The sequence below is a fragment of the Neorhizobium sp. SHOUNA12A genome, from assembly GCF_023006505.1.
In the GTDB taxonomy this organism is placed as follows: domain Bacteria; phylum Pseudomonadota; class Alphaproteobacteria; order Rhizobiales; family Rhizobiaceae; genus Neorhizobium.
In genome coordinates, this window is the sequence record NZ_JALBGV010000064.1 from 17,137 (window position 1) to 34,848 (window position 17,712).

Sequence of the window (17,712 nt, forward strand, 5' to 3'; positions counted from 1 at the left end):
CCTCCGGCGTTGATAATGGGTAAACCCGAGCACGGAAGTGGTCAAGCCAATTTTTCAAAACCCAGCCACAGACCCGTGACGGCAAAAAGAACAAGAGGCAAAAGCGATTAAAGTCATTAAAAATCAACGACAGAAATTTCATTGTTGCTCTCCGCATACCTCCTGATATGGTAAGGCCACATTGTCAGGACGATGAAATTCATGAACGGACCCATCAAGACGGCAGAACCGCGGCGGCTGTATCAGCAGATTGCCGACCAGATCCGAGTGCTGATCCAGGGCGGCCAGTTTCCGGCCGGCGCACGCCTGCCGGCCGAGCGGGAGCTTGCCCAGCAGCTTGGTGTTTCGCGCCCGTCCTTGCGTGAAGCGCTGATTGCGCTCGAAATCGACGGAAGCGTCGAAATCCGAATGGGGTCGGGTATCTACGTGACGGCCGAGCCGGACCGTCGGCCATGGCAAAGCGGCTCGATGGGCGAAAGTCCGCTCGAACTGATGCAGGCAAGAGCTGCCGTCGAAGGCGCGGTCATTCTGCTGACCTCGGCGCGGATCACGCCGGAGACATTGCGATCGCTGCGGCAGACGCTCGACCAGATGCGCACCGAGATCGCCGAGGGGCGCAAGGCACTCGACCTTGACCGGCTTTTCCACCTGACCATCGCCAGCCAGTCGGGCAATTCGGTGCTGGCGCATATCGTCGGAGACCTGTTCGACGAGCGCCACAGCCCGATGTCGGCTCAGATCCGGGCCAGATTCGAATCGCCGGAAACTTGGGGGCTTGCGTTGAGCGAGCACGAGGCGATCTATGCGGCGCTGGAGGCGCGCAACCCGCTTCTCGCCCAAGCGATGATGCATGCACATCTGGAGGAATCGAAACAGCGCTGGATGAATCACGAGACGCGGTGATAATCCTGTGGCTGTTTCGGGAGGAAACAAAAAATGGACTTTGCGGCTTCACCCATCATCATCTTGAACCCGATCGACGATGTCGGCGTCGCGCGGCGGTCGATGCAAGCCGGCGCCCCGACCGGTTTCGGCGATCTTGCGGCCCGCGAGCTGATCGGCCGTGGCCACAAGGTGGCGATCAGGGCGATACCGAACGGCGGCGAGGTGAAAAAATACGGCCAGGTGATCGGCGTCGCAACGCAGGACATCGCCCCCGGCAGCCATGTGCACCTGCATAATCTCGCCATGCTGCCCTCCGAGCACGAACACCAGTTCAGCGTCGATATCGAAGAGAAGGGCATGCTGCCGGAAGCCGAGCGGCGCACCTTCATGGGCTACGACCGGGGCCTCGGCGGCGCCGGCACCCGCAACTATATCGGCGTCATCTCGTCGGTGAACTGTTCGGCCACCGTATCGCGTTACATCGCCGACTATTTCAACCGCTTGGGCGGACTGGACGGTTTCGACAATATCGACGGCGTCGTGGCGCTGACCCATGGCGGCGGCTGTGCGCTCAACAACAAGTCGGAAGGTTACCGGCTGCTGATCCGCACCATCCAGGGATATGCGCGGCATCCGAATTTTGGCGGCATCCTGATGATCGGCCTCGGCTGCGAAACCAACCAGATTGCCCCGATCCTCGAACATTACCGCATGGAAGAGGGCGAACGGCTGCGGACGATGAACATCCAGCAGCATGGCGGCACCCGCAAGACCATCGATGCGGCAATTGCGATCATCAAGGAAATGCTGCCCGGCGTGAATTCCGCGACGCGCACGCCGCAGCCTCTGTCGAAACTGAAGCTGGCGCTCGAATGCGGCGGCTCGGACGGTTATTCCGGGATTTCCGCCAATCCGGCGCTGGGGTACGCCTCAGACCTGATCGTCCGCAACGGCGGCACCACGGTGCTGTCGGAAACGCCGGAGATCTACGGGGCCGAGCATCTGCTCACCCGCCGCGCGGTGACGCCGGACGTGGCAGAGAAACTTCTGCAGCGGATCGACTGGTGGCGGGACTATACCGCCCGCAACGGCGACGAGCTGAACAACAACCCGTCACACGGCAACAAACTCGGTGGCCTGACCACCATCCTCGAAAAATCGCTTGGCGCCGTCGCCAAGGGCGGTTCGATGCCGTTGAAGGCGGTCTACGAATTTGCGGAGACGGTTACGGAGCCGGGTTTCGTGTTCATGGATACGCCCGGCTACGATCCCGTCGCCGTGACGGGGCAGGTGGCGGGCGGCTGCAATGTCATCTGTTTCACCACCGGCCGCGGATCGGTTTCGGGCTTCAAGCCGTCGCCCTGCATCAAGATCGCCACCAATTCCGAAATGTACGAGCACATGAAGGAAGACATGGACCTGAACTGCGGCGGCATCGTCACCGGCGAGGAGACGATCGAACAGGCGGGACTGCGGATTTTCGAGGACGTGATCGCGGTGGCCTCGGGCAAAAAGACGCTGAGCGAAATCTATGACTACGGCGACAACGAATTCGTGCCGTGGCAGGTCGGGGCGGTGACGTGAGCCGCTGCCCCGAAAGTTAGGCCGTGAGCCATAAGAGCTTGATGATTGCGTTAGGTAGAAATCGTCACGCAATTCGACTATTCGTGGTGAATGCTCAAGTTTGTAGAACAACAGCTCGGTCAAGGATGGGTGGACGAGCCAAATGCGCCAGAGCCTCAGGTGTCGGTTACGGACTCCTCGGTTAACGTCTGTTTTCGCTCCTACAGGCTTGTGCAAGACAAAAAGCAATCGGGTATTTTCGGGAGTTTGAACCCATTTTCGAAGGCCGATCCGAAGCGCGATGAGACATGGGGCACGCTAAGCTTCATTGGTTGCACCCGGTGGCGCTGGGATAGCACCAACGATCATGAATGGTATAAGGCGGATGGCCATGGTCGCTACAGTGGCATCGCTCCGCGCTGGGGCAAATTCTATGAGTTAATTGGCCCCGACACGATCCGCGATGCCGTACCTTGGGAGACAATCCGGGCCGATGCAGCTAACTCTCGACATTTTCTCTATTATTTTCGCGACGAAACGCTTGAGTTCATGGCCGAGAAGTGGTCGTTCGTCCCTAACCTGACGGTTTAATTTGGGTTTTGTGTGGGACTGAGCTTTCCTTTTCATACTCTCCGCCATAACGAGGCCACGGCCTAGTTTACCGAATGACCATCTGCTGCGGTGCGCCAGGCTTTGCCGGCTGTTGCACCTTGACCGGAGCCGGTTCCGCTGTGCGGAACAGCTTGTCGCGTTCGCGCCACATCACGCCAAGCCCCATCGCACGACAATCAGCACGCCTGATGCTGTCAGGAGACCGCCCGTCGCGCGGTTCAGGATTTTCAGCCGGTTGGAAGTGGTGAGCACGTTCCTCGTCTTGTTGCCGACGGCGACATAGCCGCCGATGACGATTACCTCAATGATACCGACGCCTCCGGCCATCGTGACGATTTTTTCCAGCATGCTTGCTTGGCCGACCATCGGCATGAAGCCGGGCAACGCGGCGGTATAGAAGATCGGTGTGATCGGGTTGCTGGCGCTCAGGAGCACACCAGAGAGGAAGAGCCGTGGCATATCGCCTGCTACGGCATATGGCGAAACAGCGGGCTCAGTGCGCCACGTTACGATACCTCGATAGATGAGATAAGCGGCCCCCAGGAACTGAATCAGCCAGATCAGTTCGCCGAGCCTCATGGAGATCGTCGCGAAACCAGCCACGGTGACGAGCAGACACGCGAACGAAGCTGTAACCACGTCCACACCGAAGACAAGGCCGCATGCCGGGCCGAGCCACATGGCTGTTGACATCACCGTCATCTTGCTCGGTCCAGGAGCGGCCGAGAATGCAAAATACGTAGCGCAAAATACGAGGAATGCGGTTGCGCTCATGAGGACATCCTCTCGCCAAGATTCCGTTGCCTGATGAATACAGCTACGACGTGCCGGCTGCGGAATAGATGGAACGGTATCGAACGGTTCAGGATTAGGACGTCTTCGAAAAGGAAGCCCTCGCTGTCCGCGACATGCAACGGGGAAGCGCCGCGAACGCGAGCAAGCGTATCCCTATCGACACGGATCATCGATGCCTCCCAAAATGGCGTCGGGTTGATTGGTGGAATGGATGCCGATCACCGCATTGCGGTCAGATTGGCGATAGTCGCCGCATACACATCCGCCGCGCGCATGCGTCCGGCGCGTTCCGGCGGAATGCCGGCGTCCCTAAGCTGTGCGTCGGAAAGCTCGGCGAGCGAATTACGCAATCCGAAAAGAGCCGATAGGATCGCGCCGATCCGGGCCGATAACCACCGTGGCGCGCTCTTTTCTCGATCGTCGCTCGCGCCACATGTCAATGCATGCGACGAAGCGTAAACGAGAGGGTCGTTGCTGGCCGCAGTATGCAGCGCCAGATGCTGTTCCGTTTCGAAAAAGCCTGCCATGTCGGAGCTCCCTATTTGTCGAATGACTTCAACAATAAGAGGGACCGGCGGCAGGCGTCCGGAAAGGAACTTGAAATTTTCCTGAATTCCCAAGCTTGCGCAGAGGCGATGAGTATGATCTCGCTCCTCTTGGGGCTTCGTTGGGAAAACGGGCGGTTATATCAATCGATCTGGAAAGGAGCGAGCTTCTGGATAGCTCCGAGCAGTCAATGATGTTGCGCCGGCGGTCGCTTCGGCTGTTGCACGCTAGCAAGGCCGGCAAAAGCCGGTTTCGGCACAAGTGGATGCTGGACCTCTGCTTCAGCGGGTTGAAGCAAGCCAGGATTCAGGAAGAATAATGGTCGATAAGCGCGGAGCGAGGTTGGCCGATGCGCGTGCTGGAGGGGAGTGTGCAGGGCGGGAGCTGGTTAATCGACTTGAAGAGGCGTGAACTGCGCGACTCGTCGGGCAGGCACGTCACCTTGCGCAGGCGCTCCCTCGGACTGTTGCTTTACCTCGCCGGAAAGCCCGATCACGTCATCGGGAAAGACGAGCTAGTGGCGGAAAACTGGAGCGGCATTGCGGTAACCGACGATTCCTTGACAAAATGCATCTCCGATATCCGTAACGCTCTTGGGCCAGCCCTGCGCGACACCATCCGCACGATTTCCGGTCGCGGCTATATGCTGTCGGGATGGGAAGCCGACGCGACCGACGAACGTCTGACCTTTCGTGCATTGCCTCACGTCGCCGCACATCCGCGGCGACCCGGCAACCTGGCTTCGGCAAGGCCGCTCATCGGTCGCGCCGAAGACGTGCGGCGCATTGGCGATCTTCTTGCCCGCAAACGGCTTGTAACGGTGATCGGGGCCGGCGGTGTCGGAAAGACCTCGGCTGCAATTGCGGCAGCTGGGCTGATTACCGAAAGCTATCCGGATGGTGTCTGGATTGTCGAACTTGGGCCGATACAGTCCGCCGCGTTGATCCCCAGCACCCTTCGTTCGGCCCTGCGGCTGGAAACGACCGGCGATCATCTCACGGCGGTTCTGGACTTCCTTGCCGACAAATCGATGCTGATCCTCGTTGACAATTGCGAGCATCTGGTCGAAGCGACGGGCGATGTCGTCGGCTCCATCCTTGCCGCCGCCCCTGGCGTTGGCGTCCTTGCCACCAGCCGCGAGCCGTTAAGGCTTCAAGACGAGCAGCTCTTTCGCCTCGGCACCCTTCGTTATCCCCCGGAGCCGACATGCACGGCCCCGGAAGCCCTGACCTATCCCGCGGTTGCGCTCCTCGCAGAGCGGGCGGCGCTGGCGCTGGATGGCTTCGTCCTCGAACAGGAGGATGTGCCGGCAGCGGTGGATATTTGCCGACGGCTCGACGGCATTGCTCTCGCTCTGGTTCTCGCGGCGGCTCGTTTGGCCGCGATGAGCCTTCAGGACCTAGCCGCGAGCCTCGACCGGCGTTTCGATTTGCTGACAAGCGGCCCACGCCGTTCGGCACAGCGTCAGCGCACGCTTCGCTCCATGATCGACTGGAGCTACGATATGCTGGCCGCTGATGAGCAGGCCGTCTTTGCCGAACTTGCCGTCTTTGCCGGTCACGCCTCGATCGAGGATATCGCTGCCGTTTGCCGCGGCGGCGATCATCGCTCCGCGGACGAGGTGCTACTTTCGCTGTTCGACAAATCGCTTGTGATTTCCATTCGCGATCCTTCGGGACGAACCCGCTACGGATTCTTGGAGACGACCCGCCAATACGCTGCCGAGCGTCTGGACGCGCAGCATTCTCACGCCGCGCGGCTGCGTCTCGTCAGGCGCATGATCGATATTTTCACTGAAGCGGAAATCGGGATCGAGACTGAGGCAACCATCACGTGGCGAAATCGCTACGCGCCCGGCCTCGACAATCTGCGGGCCGCGCTCGCATGGGTGTTCGAACAATCCGGCGAAACGGATCTGGCCATCGCGCTCGCAACGGCATCGGCTCCCTTGTTCGATGAGATGTCGCTGCTGACGGAGCGCCGCGAATGGATCGACAGGGCAATGAGGGCAGCGACCGGCGAAACGCCACCCTTCCTACTTGGCAAGCTGAACCTGTGGGGCGCCATGCGTTCAAGCTGGGTCCGTCATTGGGACAAGGAGCTCTCCGGCGAGGCAGCCAGACTGTTCATGGAGGCCGGCGCGTCGTTGTGGCAGGGGCGCGCATTGGCAATGGAGGCCGTCGGCTATGGATATGAGGGACGCTGGGACGAGGCTTGGCCCCTTATCACCGCTGGCGAGGCCGCCTTACGGCCACTCGGCCCCACACGAGCGCTCTCGGCAACCCTGCGCTATTGGGGAACGATGCTGATCTGGAAGGGCCTACCCCGCGAGGCGGAGCCTTTGATCGATGAAGCGGCCGAAATCGCCGCTTCCATCGGCTATCAGTCAGGCTTTGTCCGAGCCCATGTCACGCGAGCGGAGATCGCGTTCGAGCATGACGACGTGCGGGCCGCAATTCGCCTCTCGGCTGAAGCCGTTGCGACGGCACGCGAAGCCGACGACCTCAACGACCTTGTGCTCGTCGGCACACTTCTGGTTGCCTATCGCCTGATCGGCGGGGAGATTGCCAAAAATCGAGAAGACCTCCTTGATCTCTTCGATATGGATCAACGTCTCGGCGACGTTGCTTTGATCCGGACACATATCGAACTCGCCGCCTTCTATCTTGCGTTGAACGGCGACTTAACGAACGCTGCCCTGCTTGCCCACTATGCAAAGCGTACCAACGATCGTCCGCAGGAGGAAGCCGAGCGGTTCGAACGCGTCATCCGCAGCAAGACCGCCGACCTTCTTTCCGCACTGTCAGATAGCCAACCGACCGGGGATAGACCCGTCGAACGCTGGACAGTCAGGAACGCGACTGCACACGCGATCCGGCTGCTTCAACGCTGAAGATTTCAGAATCGTTTCCGTTTGGCTTCCGGACTGGCTGGCAGACGCTCCACTATCGTCAATGAGACAAGAAACAATTCATGGATTGGCGAGCATGCGTGGAGCACGAAAAGGACATGACCACAAACTAACCATGCTCAAATCGGCTGTGGAACGATTGAGCATCCGACGCTTCATCAAAGATGTCGGCCTGGCTGACGAATTCGAGCACGATGCCGTAGGCTGTGGGTCGGAAGCAGCGGACATCTTCGTCGATGCCTCGGGCGTCCGGCAGCATTTCATCACGAATATGGGCAAGGATTTTACGGTTCGATGGGCTTGGGACTTACTGGAAACTCGTGTGGAGGGCGACACTGGCTGTTTTTTTCCAACGGCAAAGCGTTTGTCGGCAGTTTAGAGGGCGAAACCGGTTTCCCCTTCCGAATGTCTGGCGTCTTAAGCTGGCGTTGCGGTGAATGGCATTGGCGTATGCTGCACGCCTCCGAACCCGTCGGTTGAGCGCGGGGCTTGACCCGAGGATCCAGCATCCGCACCGCCAGCCCATGGCTCCTCGGGTCAAGCCCGAGGACGACGTCGAGTATGTTGCGAGGTGCCTGCAGTCCAAGGGCAGTGGCCTGTGCCACCGCCCTTATTTTATAGCGCCTTACCGAATGATCATCTGCTGCGGTGCGCCGGGTTTTGCCGGCTGCTGCACCTTGACCGGAGCCGGTTCCGCTGTGCCGAACAGCTTGTCGCGTTCGCGCCACAGGGCTGGCAGCGACAGCAGCGCGATCGAGACCAGCGCAATCGCGGTCTTGGTGAACTCGTTGAGCTCCGGCGTCCGTCCGTCGAAATAATAGACGAAATAGACGATCGCGACGTGCCACACATAGACATAAAGCGAGTGGCGGCCCAGCAGCTGCAGGTACTTGATCGAGAACACCCAGGTGACCGCACCGGCAATGCGGCGCACCCATTCGTCCCTGTGCTTCGGGCCGGCGACGATCAGCCAGGTAACGAGCATGGCGACGGCCGCAAAGTTCAGAAGATAGACCGGACCGAAATCGGCGCGGATTTCCATCGAGGCGAACTTGCCGATCATGTGCGGCGGCATCAGCTCATGCGCGGTGATCAGACGCAGCGGCAGGAAGAAGAGAACCATCAGCAGCGCCACCTTCGGGATGAACGTATTGTCTGGCGACAGGATGTTGCTCCACTTGATCTTGCCGGCCGAGGTCAGCGCGCCGAGCACGAGGCCCGAATAGAACACGACCTGCCAGCCGAGCAGGTTGAACGACACGCGGATGCCCTGGTCGTCCGCACCCATGACCAGATCGTTGAGCGGCGTCGTGGCGATCTGCTGCAGGCCGAGCTGGGCCGTCATCCACAGGATCACCGAACCGGCCACCACATAATGCCACTTGTCCTCCAGCACGAGCTTCACCAGCATCGGCGCGAAGAGCATGTAGACGATATACTGGGGCAGGATATCCATGAAGGTCGGCTGGTAGAGGAAGGTCGCGATCGCAGCGAGGCGCAGCGGGTCGTCGAAGGTCGTGTAACCCAGCCAGTTGAACCAGATCGAATAGGCGCCCGGCAAAAGCATCTGCGCGACCAGCACAACCAGCACGATGCCCATCGCATAACGATAAAGCTCGAATGCGCGGTTGTAGATGGCCGTGCGGCCGGCCGCATAACCGTTCTTCAGCATCTTCTTGGCATAGACCATGCCGATCAGCAGGCCGGACAGGAAAACGAAGCCCTGGGCGTCTTCAACGAAGGCGAGCTGATTGTGGTTGATCTTCACCAGAAGATAGCCGCCAGCAAAGATCAGATGGTTGAGAACCATGAAAACGAGGAAATATCCTCGCATACCATCAATAATATCAAAGCGTTTCATCGGTCGCGGTCTCCGTCTTTGCCGGTGCCGATGGGGCTTTCGCCTTTCGGTCCGTAAGGCCTCTGCGGGCCAGGATGTACGCGGCTAAACGCGGCAAAAAGCGGGACAGTTCCAGCCCTATTTGAGCGTTTAGACCTTATCTACCGTAAACTGTCCGTGATGACTCCGCGATGAACGCCGGGTTGGGTGAGGTTCACACTATTCAGCAGCGACGCGTTTGAGGCCTGCAACCTGCGTGAGGTACGCTCGCATGGCCGCCGGCTTTACCGGCTTGTGCTGCACGCCGATGTCGTGACGCTCCGCCTCGGCGCGGACTTCGGGCGTGCGATCGGCGGTGATGATCAGCGCGGGGATATCGGCCTGGTATCCGGCGCGCAGTTTCAGGACAGCCTCGATGCCGTTGCCGTCGTCGAGATGGTAATCGGCGATGATGATTTCCGGCGGCGGTTCGTGGCGGTCGACGATGTCGTCGAGAGCGGCGAGCGAGTCCGCCTGGCCGACGGTGCAGCCCCAGCCGGTGATCAGCAGCGCCATGCCCTCGAGGATCCGCGGTTCGTTGTCGATGCAGAGCACCCGGAGCCCGTTCAGCGGCTGCGAGCGCTTGCGGCGCTCCAATTGGTCAGCGGCCTGGACTGCCTGCGATGCGGTCAGGTCCATCGGCACCTGGACCCGGAAGGCGGTGCCTCGCCCGGGCGTTGAGGCGAGCTGGACCGGATGGTTGAGCACCCGCGAGATGCGGTCGACGATCGACAGGCCGAGACCGAGGCCGGCCGCGGTCTTCGCACCCTCGTCCAGCCGGGCGAATTCCTTGAACACGGTGCGGAATTTCGAGGGTGGGATGCCGATACCGGAATCGAGCACCTCGATCACCACCTGGTCGCCCCGCCGGCGCGCGCCGATCAGCACCTTGCCGTCGATCGTGTATTTGATGGCGTTGGAGACGAGGTTCTGCACCAGCCGGCGCAGCAGGTTGGCATCCGAACGCACCTTCAGCGATGTCGGCATGACCACGAATTCCAGGTCCTTCTCGCGGGCCATCGGCGCATAGTCGGTCTCGATGCGTTTCAAGAGGTCTTCGAGCGGCACCGAGGTGAAGCGCGGCTTCATGGCTCCGGTATCGAGCCTCGATATGTCGAGCACGGCGCCGAGGATCGCCTCGACGGATTCCAGCGCGGAATCGATATTGCGCACCAGCGAACCGTTGTTGTCGGAGGCGCCGAGCCGCTCGACCAGCGCCGAGGAATAAAGCCGGGCGGCGTTGAGCGGCTGCAGGATGTCGTGGCCGGCGGCCGCGAAGAACCGGGTCTTGCCGATATTGGCCTCGTCGGCGGATGCCTGGGCCTCGGCAAGCTCCTTATTGACGCGGGTGAGCTCGGCGGTGCGTTCGCCGACCCGCTGTTCGAGCGTCTCGTTTGCCTGCTTCAGCGCCTGGTCTGCGGCGACACGATCGGAAATGTCGGTAAAGGTCGCGACGATGCCCTTGTCGGGCATGGCGTTGGAGCGAACCTCGATGATCCGCTCGCCGCCGTTCAGCACCAGCGAGAAGGGGGCGTCGAGCGTCTGGAACTTACGGATCACCTCCGCCTGCTCGACTGCCGCGAGATCGCCCCGCTCCGAAAGGATGGCGACCATGTCGGCCAGCGGAAAGCCGACCTGGCCGACCTGTTCCGGCAGATCCAGCAGATTGCGGAAGCGCCGGTTCCAGATGGTCAGGCGTTCGGAACTGTCGAACACGGCAATGCCCTGATCCATCTGCGAAAGCGCCGTCTGCAGCATGTCCTGGTTATATTGCAGCGCCTCGCTTGCCTGGTCGAGCAGCCAGGCGGTGTCGGAATTGGTGTCCTCGGCCTTCTGCAGGATCAGCGACAGCACCAGCCGGGCGGAGGACGAGCCGATCGCGCTGCCGAGCAGCTGCTCGGAGAAATGGATCATCGCCATGTCGGCGGGCTGGTCGTCGCTGAACTTGCGGCCGGCGGTCTTTTCGTAATTGGAGAAGGACCGCCGCATCCGCTCTTCGCCGAGATACCGGGCGATTGCGGTCTTCAGATCGCCGACACCGACGCGGGTCTTCAAGCCGCGCGTGGCAAATTGCGAGCGTAGATGCCTTTTGACGAAGATGCCGGCCTGGATGCGCTCGACCGGACGCGGATTGCGCGACAGCGATCCCAGCACGAAGGCGAGAATGTTGAGCGTCAGGCTGAAGATCGTCGCGTTGACCAACGGGTCCGTCTGCGGCCCGGAGAAGATGCCGGTGCCGGGGAACAGGAAATTGAGGACGGCCGTCGCCACATGGGAATTGTCAGGGCCGCCAAGGCTTGGCACGAACAGCAGATAGGCCCAGGCAAGGAAACCGAAGGACATGCCGAGGATTGCGCCGCGGGCATTGGCACGGCGCCAGACGAGGCCGCCGAGGAGGGCGGGAGCCACCTGCGCGATCGCCGCGAACGCCAGAAGTCCGATGGAGGCAAGGCCGGACTGGCTGTCGGCCATGCGGTAATAGGCATAACCGAGGATCAGAACGCCGAAGATCGCAACCCGGCGGATGTTCAGCAGCGTGCGGGTAAAATCGGAGCGCTGGCCGGAGCGTGCCGCCATCAGCCGTTGTCTGAGGAAGATCGGGATGATGATGTCGTTCGACACCATGATCGAAAGCGCCACGGATTCCATGATGACCATGGCGGTGGCGGCGGAAAAGCCGCCGATGAAGGCGATCAGCGAAACGACCTTCAGCTCGCCGGCGAGCGGCAACGTCAGCACGTAAAGGTCGGCGTCGCCGGTGCCGCCGAAGGTGATCAGCCCGGCCATGGCCACCGGCAGCACGAAAATGTTGATGGCGATCAGGTAGAGCGGCAGAAGCGCGCTCGCCACCTTGCGCTCCTTCGTCGTGCGGTTCTCGACCACGGTCACATGGAACTGCCGCGGCAGCATGATGATCGCAAACGCCGACAGCGCGATCAGAATCAGCCAGCGGCTGATCGGCGTCTCATAGGCGAGCGCCGAACCGACCAGCATGTTTTCCGATGCCTTGGCAAGCAGGTCGGACGGGCCGTCAAACAGGATGAAGAACACCGAAAAGCCGACCGTCGCAAAGGCGAACAGCTTGACCACCGATTCCATGGCGACGGCCAGGATCAGCCCGTCCTGGTGTTCCGTCGCATCCGTGTGGCGGGTGCCGAAGATGACGGCGAAACAGGCCATCATCAGCGTGACGATCAGCGCCAGGTCGATGAAATAGAGGTTGCCGCTGCCGATGCCGTAGTCCGACGGATTGACCATGGCGGCGACCGAGCTCGACACCGCTTTCAGCTGCAGCGCGATATAGGGCACGGCACCGACCAGGGCGATGATCGCGACGATCATCGCGACGGTGGAATTCTTGCCGTAGCGGGCGGCGATGAAATCGGCGACCGATGTCAGCTTCTCGGCCTTGGCAAGCTCGACGATCCGCCGGATGATCGGCATCCCGAGTGTGAAGGCGAGGATCGGGCCGATATAGATGCCGGTGAACTCCAGCCCCTTCTGCGAGGCGAGCCCGACGCCGCCAAAATAGGTCCAGGAGGTGCAGTAGATCGCAAGGCTCAGCGCATAGACGATCGGCCGGCCGTTCTTCGGCACGCCGAAGACACGGCTTCGCCGGTCGCCGTAACTCGCCACCGCAAACAGCAGCAGGATATAGGCGAAAGCCGAAACGAAAATGACCCAGCCAGGAAGCATTGCTCCTCCGCAAAGAGCTTCATGGCTCAAACATTAGGGGAAAAGCATGCGCTTGGAAATCAGGGGGCCTCTCGGCAAAAAGTCCAATAGACGATCGTATTTAAGCCTGCGGCGGGCGCCGTCTTTTCACATCCGCAGAAAGCGCTATGTTGCGTTTTACCGAAACTGAAAAGCCATGGGGGATATTGGCGATGTCAATGATCAGCGAATTCCGTTCTTTTATTGCCAAGGGCAATGTCGTCGATCTTGCGGTCGGTATCATCATCGGCGCGGCTTTCACGGGCATCGTAAAATCGTTGGTCGATGACATCGTGATGCCAATCGTCGGCGCGATCACCGGTGGCGGCTTCGATTTCTCGAATTACTTTCTGCCGCTCTCGAGCGCGGTCACAGCGTCGTCACTCGCCGCTGCCCGAGAACAGGGTGCGGTCTTTGCCTATGGCAACTTCATCACCGTTCTCATCAATTTCGTGATCCTGGCGTTCATCATCTTCCTGATGGTGAAGGCCGTGAACAAGATGCGCCTGGCCGACGAGAAGAAGTCGGCCGACGAGACGCCGGCTCCGCCACCGGCAGATATCCAGCTGCTGACCGAAATCCGCGACCTGCTGAAGGCAAAGTGATCTTTTGATCACGCCCGTCGAATTCATCAGCGGAATCGATCCCTGCGTCACGGATTATCATGGGATTCCGAGGCTTTCCTGCGCTAAAGAAGTGGGAAACAGCCCCGAGGGAATTCCATGTCGATCATCTCCAGTCTCAGCCCCCGCGCCGTCGCGGCGCCCGAAAGCGGCATTGTCGAGGTCCTGAATTACGCCCGCGGGCGAGAGGGATTGATCCCGCTCTGGGCCGGTGAAGGGGATCTGCCGAGCCCGGATTTCATCAACCGCGCCGCAACCGAGGCGCTGCTCGGCGGCGAGACCTTCTATACCTGGCAGCGCGGCATTCCCGAGCTGCGCCAGGCGCTGTCGGATTATTACACACGGCATTTCTCCGTCTCGCTGCCGGTCGAGCATTTTTATGTGACCGGCTCCGGCATGCATGCGATCATGCTGGCGGTGCAGGCCGTGACCTCGCCGGGCGACGAGATGATCTATCTGTCGCCGACCTGGCCGAACATCATCTCGGCGATCGAGATTTCCGGCGCCCATTCCGTCGGCCTGCCGCTCGATTTCGTCGGCGGCCGCTGGTCGCTCGATCTCGCCAAGCTGGAGGCGAAGATCACACCGAAGACCAAAGGCCTGTTCATCAACACCCCGGCCAACCCGACCGGCTGGACGGCGACGCTCGAAGACCTGAAGAACATCCTGGCGCTCGCCCGCAAGCACGGCATCTGGATCGTCGCCGACGAGATCTATGCCCGTTATTATTATGGTGGCGCCGCAAGGGCTCCGTCCTTCCTCGACATCATGGAGGAAGGCGACCGGATCATCTTCGCCAATTCCTTCTCCAAGAACTGGTCGATGACCGGCTGGCGGGTCGGCTGGATCGTTGCGCCGCCGGAAATGGGTCAGGTTATCGAAAACCTGGTGCAGTATTCGAATTCCGGCGTGGCGCAGTTCCTGCAGCGCGGCGCGGTCGTGGCGCTCAACCAGGGCGACGACTTCGTGAATGCGAATATCGCCCGGGCGACCGAAGCGCGCGACATCCTCTGCGACGCGCTGATTGCCACCAATCGGGTCGAAACGCTTAAACCCGACGGCGCGCTTTACGCTTTCGTCAAGGTGGACGGCATTACCGACAGCCGCAGCGCGGCGCTCGATATCGTCGACAAGATCGGCGTGGCGCTGGCGCCCGGCTCGGCTTTCGGCAAGGGCGGCGAGCTTTTCCTGCGCGCCTGTTTCCTGCGCGATCCGAAACAGATCGAAGAGGCCGCCGGCCGCCTCTCCGATTACATCAAGCGGCTCTGACCCGATCCGGCACGCAAACGCTAAAATTCGAGCGATTTGCTCAAGTGCCTGTTTGCCTTGACCCGAGATAAACCCGGCGCAACCCGTGTCGGGTAAGCATTGTTGAAGACTGCCCGTGTTTTCGTCCTGCCAACGATAAGAAAGCAGGGAAGTATAGACATGGCAGTTCTGGTGACAGGCGGCGCGGGTTACATCGGCAGCCACATGGCCTGGGCCTTGCTCGATGCGGGCGAGGAAGTCGTCGTCCTCGACAGGCTTTCGACCGGTTTTCGCTGGGCTGTGCCGGCCGAGGCGCGGTTTTATCTGGGCGACGTCGGTGATCGCGCCATTCTTTCGCAGGTCTTTGCCGAAAACGACATCGACGCGATCCTGCATTTCGCCGGCTCGATCGTCGTGCCGCAATCGGTCGCCCATCCTTTGGATTATTACGAGAACAATACCGGCAATACCCGGTTGCTCGCTGCGGCCGCGATCGAAGCAGGCATTCGCCATTTTGTCTTCTCGTCGACTGCAGCGGTTTATGGCGACCAGAAGGACGACACGCCCGTCTTCGAAAGCGCCGACCTGCACCCGAAGAACCCCTATGGCCAGTCGAAACTGATGTCGGAAATGATGCTGCGCGATGCCGCCGCGGCCTATGATTTCCGTTTCGTGGCGCTGCGTTATTTCAATGTCGCCGGCGCCGATCCGCTCGGCCGCACCGGCCTGTCGACCGAAGGCGCCACCCATCTGATCAAGATCGCCTGCGAGGCCGAGCTCGGCAAGCGCCGTGGCGTCGATGTCTACGGGACAGATTATTCGACGGCTGACGGCACCGGCATCCGCGACTACATCCATGTCACCGACCTCGTGAACGCGCATCTGAAAGCGTTGAGCTACCTGCGCCGTGGCGGCGAACCGTTGATTGCCAATTGTGGTTACGGCCGCGGTTATTCAGTCCTGGAGGTCCTGGACGCGGTGATGCGCGTCGGTGGCCGCAAGTTCGAAATCCGCTATGGACCCCGCCGGCCGGGCGACGCGGCAAGCGTGGTCGCCAATTCGACGCTGGCGCGCCGGTTGCTCGACTGGAAGCCGCGCCACGACGATCTGGATTTTATCGTCGAGACCGCGATTACCTGGGAGAAAGGCCTCGCCTTGCGCAAGGCCGAAGATCTCAAGTCGCTGCAGAGCAGGTTGGCCTCGGCACGATTCTAGGGTTCCGGATCGGAACAGTTTTTATGGAACATCCTCGGTTGTCTGGGGTTTGAACTACGCGGGCAAATCGAATCCGCCGGTTCTGCCGGTATTTCAACGGAGGAAATTCCCATGACTTTCAAGCTGATTACCGTCTCGATCCTTTCTCTCGGCCTCGCGGCCGGTGGCGCTCTTGCCCAGACCAGCGGCAAGGGAAATGCAAGCTCCACCGGGACGTCGGCCAGCGATAGCAGCGACGGCCAAAAGAAGATCGACCCGAACGCCACCAACAGCACCACAGGCGGCGCCATGGGCAATGCTGCAGGCACAAAGGACACGCGGACCAACTGCGCTCCGAACCTGCAGACCAGGGGCTCGGCCACCACGCCTGACACGACGGGCACCGCATCGGTTCCTTCGGGCCAGGCCGGCACCAACACCAACGGTCAGGCTACGGACTGCTGACGCAGATGCATTTTAGCGAAGAAAGGCCGGCATCGTCCGGCCTTTTTTGCGTCCGGATATTCCGTCGCATGGCGTTTTTAAGCGTTTGCCGATAAAGAGGGACCTTCTCAACATCGGTATCCATGATGCGACGCGCTTTGCTTTCCACCATCTTCCTGCTGCTGCCTCTGACGGCGGGCGCCCAGAATTTGCCTGCAAAGCATCCCTCAAGCCCGCCTGTCACGCAGCATGCCGCCGGCACGCCCAAACTGGTCGAGCCGCATCTGCATGTCAGCCGTTCCGGCAATGTCAGCCGCCCTCGGGTGGCGCTGACCTTCGATGCCTGCATGGGGCAGGCCGACGAACGCATCCTTTCGACGCTTGTCCGGGAGCGCATTCCCGCGACTATTTTCGTCACCGCCCGCTGGCTGAAAAAGAACCCGCAGGCGGTCGCGGTCTTTCTAAACAACCTCGATCTGTTTGAACTGGAGAACCACGGCCAGAACCATGTGCCGGCGGTCGATGCTCCGGTCCTGATCTACGGCATCGCCGCGGCCGGATCACCGGAAGCCGTTCGCCAGGAAGTGGCAGGTGGCGCCGATGCGATGCTGGCGGCGGGCATTGCCGCACCGCGCTGGTTTCGGGGCTCAACGGCTAAATACGATCCTTCGGCGATCCGCCAGATCCGCGACATGGGATACCGGGTCGCCGGTTATTCGCTGAATGGCGACGGCGGCTCGCTGCTCGGCGCCGGCGTCACCGAAAAACGCATCGCTGCCGCCAAGGACGGCGATGTCGTCCTCGCGCATATCAACCAGCCGACCCATGCGGCCGGCGAGGGCGTCGCCCGCGCTCTCCTGGCCCTGAAGGGCCGGGGCGTCGAATTCGTGCGTCTTTCCGATGTCGATGGCATCGGCGACGACGACACGACGCAGTGAGCCGGCAGTCTTCCCAACCATTTACTCTTTGAACGCAGATCGGGGAGAGACGGGATCCCGCCTCTCCCCGATCTTGTTTCGGCAGAAGGGTCGTATTTACCGGACGACCTGCACGACCGTGCGGGTCCGCGGGTCGACGATGATGCGCTGTTTGTTCACCACCGCGTAGGCATATTTCGGGCTGTCGGGAACCGGGGTCAGCACGACGCTTGAAGGAAGCGGCTTGCCGACGACGATCTTTTCCTTGACGACGACCGGCGATGCCGGGGCAGGGGCCTGTTCGACATAGGTGACGACACGTTGCGGCGGCGGGTCGATGACGGTACCGACAGCTGCGCCGGCGACCCCGCCGACGGCGGC

General features: G+C 61.0%; 15 protein-coding genes. 10 read left to right on the forward strand and 5 right to left on the reverse strand.

Annotated elements, in window-relative coordinates; all coding sequences use genetic code 11:
• Positions 1-201: 201 nt before the first annotated feature.
• The 3 genes from MOV63_RS23525 (at position 202) to MOV63_RS23535 (ending at position 3,039) form a co-directional block, all read left to right on the forward strand.
• The gene (locus MOV63_RS23525; protein ID WP_041366313.1) at positions 202-903 is read left to right on the forward strand and encodes a FadR/GntR family transcriptional regulator; all 702 of its coding nucleotides are present in this window, start codon (positions 202-204) and stop codon (positions 901-903) included.
• 33 nt (positions 904-936) lie between these two features.
• On the forward strand, positions 937-2,469 hold the full coding sequence (locus tag MOV63_RS23530) for a UxaA family hydrolase (RefSeq protein WP_247037385.1): 1,533 nt from the start codon (positions 937-939) through the stop codon (positions 2,467-2,469).
• Between the two features lie 90 nt (positions 2,470-2,559).
• Positions 2,560-3,039: a hypothetical protein gene (locus tag MOV63_RS23535; RefSeq protein WP_247037388.1), complete on the forward strand. Its 480-nt coding sequence runs from the start codon at positions 2,560-2,562 to the stop codon at positions 3,037-3,039.
• Positions 3,040-3,210: 171 nt separating this feature from the next.
• Here MOV63_RS23535 and MOV63_RS23540 read toward each other — a convergent pair whose 3' ends face one another.
• Together MOV63_RS23540 and MOV63_RS23545 are read right to left on the reverse strand one after the other, a co-directional pair.
• Entirely contained in the window at positions 3,211-3,834 is a 624-nt protein-coding gene (locus tag MOV63_RS23540; RefSeq protein WP_247037392.1) for a LysE family translocator, read from the reverse strand.
• 239 nt (positions 3,835-4,073) lie between these two features.
• Positions 4,074-4,475 carry a hypothetical protein gene (locus MOV63_RS23545; protein ID WP_247037394.1) on the reverse strand — a complete coding sequence of 134 codons (402 nt, stop codon included), beginning with the start codon at positions 4,473-4,475 and terminating at the stop codon, positions 4,074-4,076.
• Positions 4,476-4,798: 323 nt separating this feature from the next.
• Here MOV63_RS23545 and MOV63_RS23550 point away from each other — a divergent pair, with 323 nt between their 5' ends.
• Together MOV63_RS23550 and MOV63_RS23555 are read left to right on the forward strand one after the other, a co-directional pair.
• Positions 4,799-7,294 (forward strand): winged helix-turn-helix domain-containing protein, encoded by a 2,496-nt coding sequence (locus MOV63_RS23550; protein ID WP_247037400.1) that lies wholly within the window; start codon positions 4,799-4,801, stop codon positions 7,292-7,294.
• Between the two features lie 94 nt (positions 7,295-7,388).
• Complete coding sequence (locus tag MOV63_RS23555; protein ID WP_247037408.1) at positions 7,389-7,691, forward strand: hypothetical protein; 303 nt, start codon at positions 7,389-7,391, stop codon at positions 7,689-7,691.
• A 246-nt stretch (positions 7,692-7,937) separates the two neighbouring features.
• Here the strand turns inward: MOV63_RS23555 and MOV63_RS23560 are convergent, their stop codons facing one another.
• Positions 7,938-9,173, reverse strand: coding sequence for an OpgC family protein (locus tag MOV63_RS23560; RefSeq protein WP_247037410.1), 1,236 nt, complete (start codon positions 9,171-9,173; stop codon positions 7,938-7,940).
• Positions 9,174-9,371: 198 nt separating this feature from the next.
• Positions 9,372-12,887: a PAS domain-containing hybrid sensor histidine kinase/response regulator gene (locus tag MOV63_RS23565; protein WP_247037418.1), complete on the reverse strand. Its 3,516-nt coding sequence runs from the start codon at positions 12,885-12,887 to the stop codon at positions 9,372-9,374.
• Between the two features lie 197 nt (positions 12,888-13,084).
• Between MOV63_RS23565 and mscL the strand changes: the two genes are divergently transcribed.
• The 5 genes from mscL to MOV63_RS23590 all read left to right on the forward strand — a co-directional run bounded on the left by mscL (position 13,085) and on the right by MOV63_RS23590 (position 17,352).
• Complete coding sequence (gene mscL, locus MOV63_RS23570) at positions 13,085-13,510, forward strand: large conductance mechanosensitive channel protein MscL (protein ID WP_040125733.1); 426 nt, start codon at positions 13,085-13,087, stop codon at positions 13,508-13,510.
• Between the two features lie 117 nt (positions 13,511-13,627).
• The gene (locus tag MOV63_RS23575; RefSeq protein ID WP_247037419.1) at positions 13,628-14,797 is read left to right on the forward strand and encodes a pyridoxal phosphate-dependent aminotransferase; all 1,170 of its coding nucleotides are present in this window, start codon (positions 13,628-13,630) and stop codon (positions 14,795-14,797) included.
• Positions 14,798-14,956: 159 nt separating this feature from the next.
• Entirely contained in the window at positions 14,957-15,991 is a 1,035-nt protein-coding gene (gene galE / locus MOV63_RS23580) for a UDP-glucose 4-epimerase GalE (RefSeq protein WP_247037421.1), read from the forward strand.
• A 111-nt stretch (positions 15,992-16,102) separates the two neighbouring features.
• On the forward strand, positions 16,103-16,435 hold the full coding sequence (locus MOV63_RS23585; RefSeq protein WP_247037430.1) for a hypothetical protein: 333 nt from the start codon (positions 16,103-16,105) through the stop codon (positions 16,433-16,435).
• Between the two features lie 125 nt (positions 16,436-16,560).
• On the forward strand, positions 16,561-17,352 hold the full coding sequence (locus tag MOV63_RS23590) for a polysaccharide deacetylase family protein (protein WP_247037432.1): 792 nt from the start codon (positions 16,561-16,563) through the stop codon (positions 17,350-17,352).
• Positions 17,353-17,448: 96 nt separating this feature from the next.
• Here the strand turns inward: MOV63_RS23590 and MOV63_RS23595 are convergent.
• Positions 17,449-17,712 (reverse strand): DUF1236 domain-containing protein (locus MOV63_RS23595; protein ID WP_247037441.1); only part of this gene is annotated, 264 nt, incomplete at its 5' end.

Coding starts and splice junctions, on each gene's coding strand:
- MOV63_RS23585 (WP_247037430.1), top strand. CDS start 16,103: ATGACTTTCAAGCTGATTACCGTCTCGATCCTTTCTCTCGGCCTCGCG.
- MOV63_RS23590 (WP_247037432.1), top strand. CDS start 16,561: ATGCGACGCGCTTTGCTTTCCACCATCTTCCTGCTGCTGCCTCTGACG.
- MOV63_RS23565 (WP_247037418.1), bottom strand. CDS start 12,887: ATGCTTCCTGGCTGGGTCATTTTCGTTTCGGCTTTCGCCTATATCCTG.
- MOV63_RS23535 (WP_247037388.1), top strand. CDS start 2,560: ATGCTCAAGTTTGTAGAACAACAGCTCGGTCAAGGATGGGTGGACGAG.
- MOV63_RS23555 (WP_247037408.1), top strand. CDS start 7,389: ATGCGTGGAGCACGAAAAGGACATGACCACAAACTAACCATGCTCAAA.
- mscL (WP_040125733.1), top strand. CDS start 13,085: ATGATCAGCGAATTCCGTTCTTTTATTGCCAAGGGCAATGTCGTCGAT.
- MOV63_RS23575 (WP_247037419.1), top strand. CDS start 13,628: ATGTCGATCATCTCCAGTCTCAGCCCCCGCGCCGTCGCGGCGCCCGAA.
- MOV63_RS23540 (WP_247037392.1), bottom strand. CDS start 3,834: ATGAGCGCAACCGCATTCCTCGTATTTTGCGCTACGTATTTTGCATTC.
- MOV63_RS23530 (WP_247037385.1), top strand. CDS start 937: ATGGACTTTGCGGCTTCACCCATCATCATCTTGAACCCGATCGACGAT.
- galE (WP_247037421.1), top strand. CDS start 14,957: ATGGCAGTTCTGGTGACAGGCGGCGCGGGTTACATCGGCAGCCACATG.
- MOV63_RS23560 (WP_247037410.1), bottom strand. CDS start 9,173: ATGAAACGCTTTGATATTATTGATGGTATGCGAGGATATTTCCTCGTT.
- MOV63_RS23525 (WP_041366313.1), top strand. CDS start 202: ATGAACGGACCCATCAAGACGGCAGAACCGCGGCGGCTGTATCAGCAG.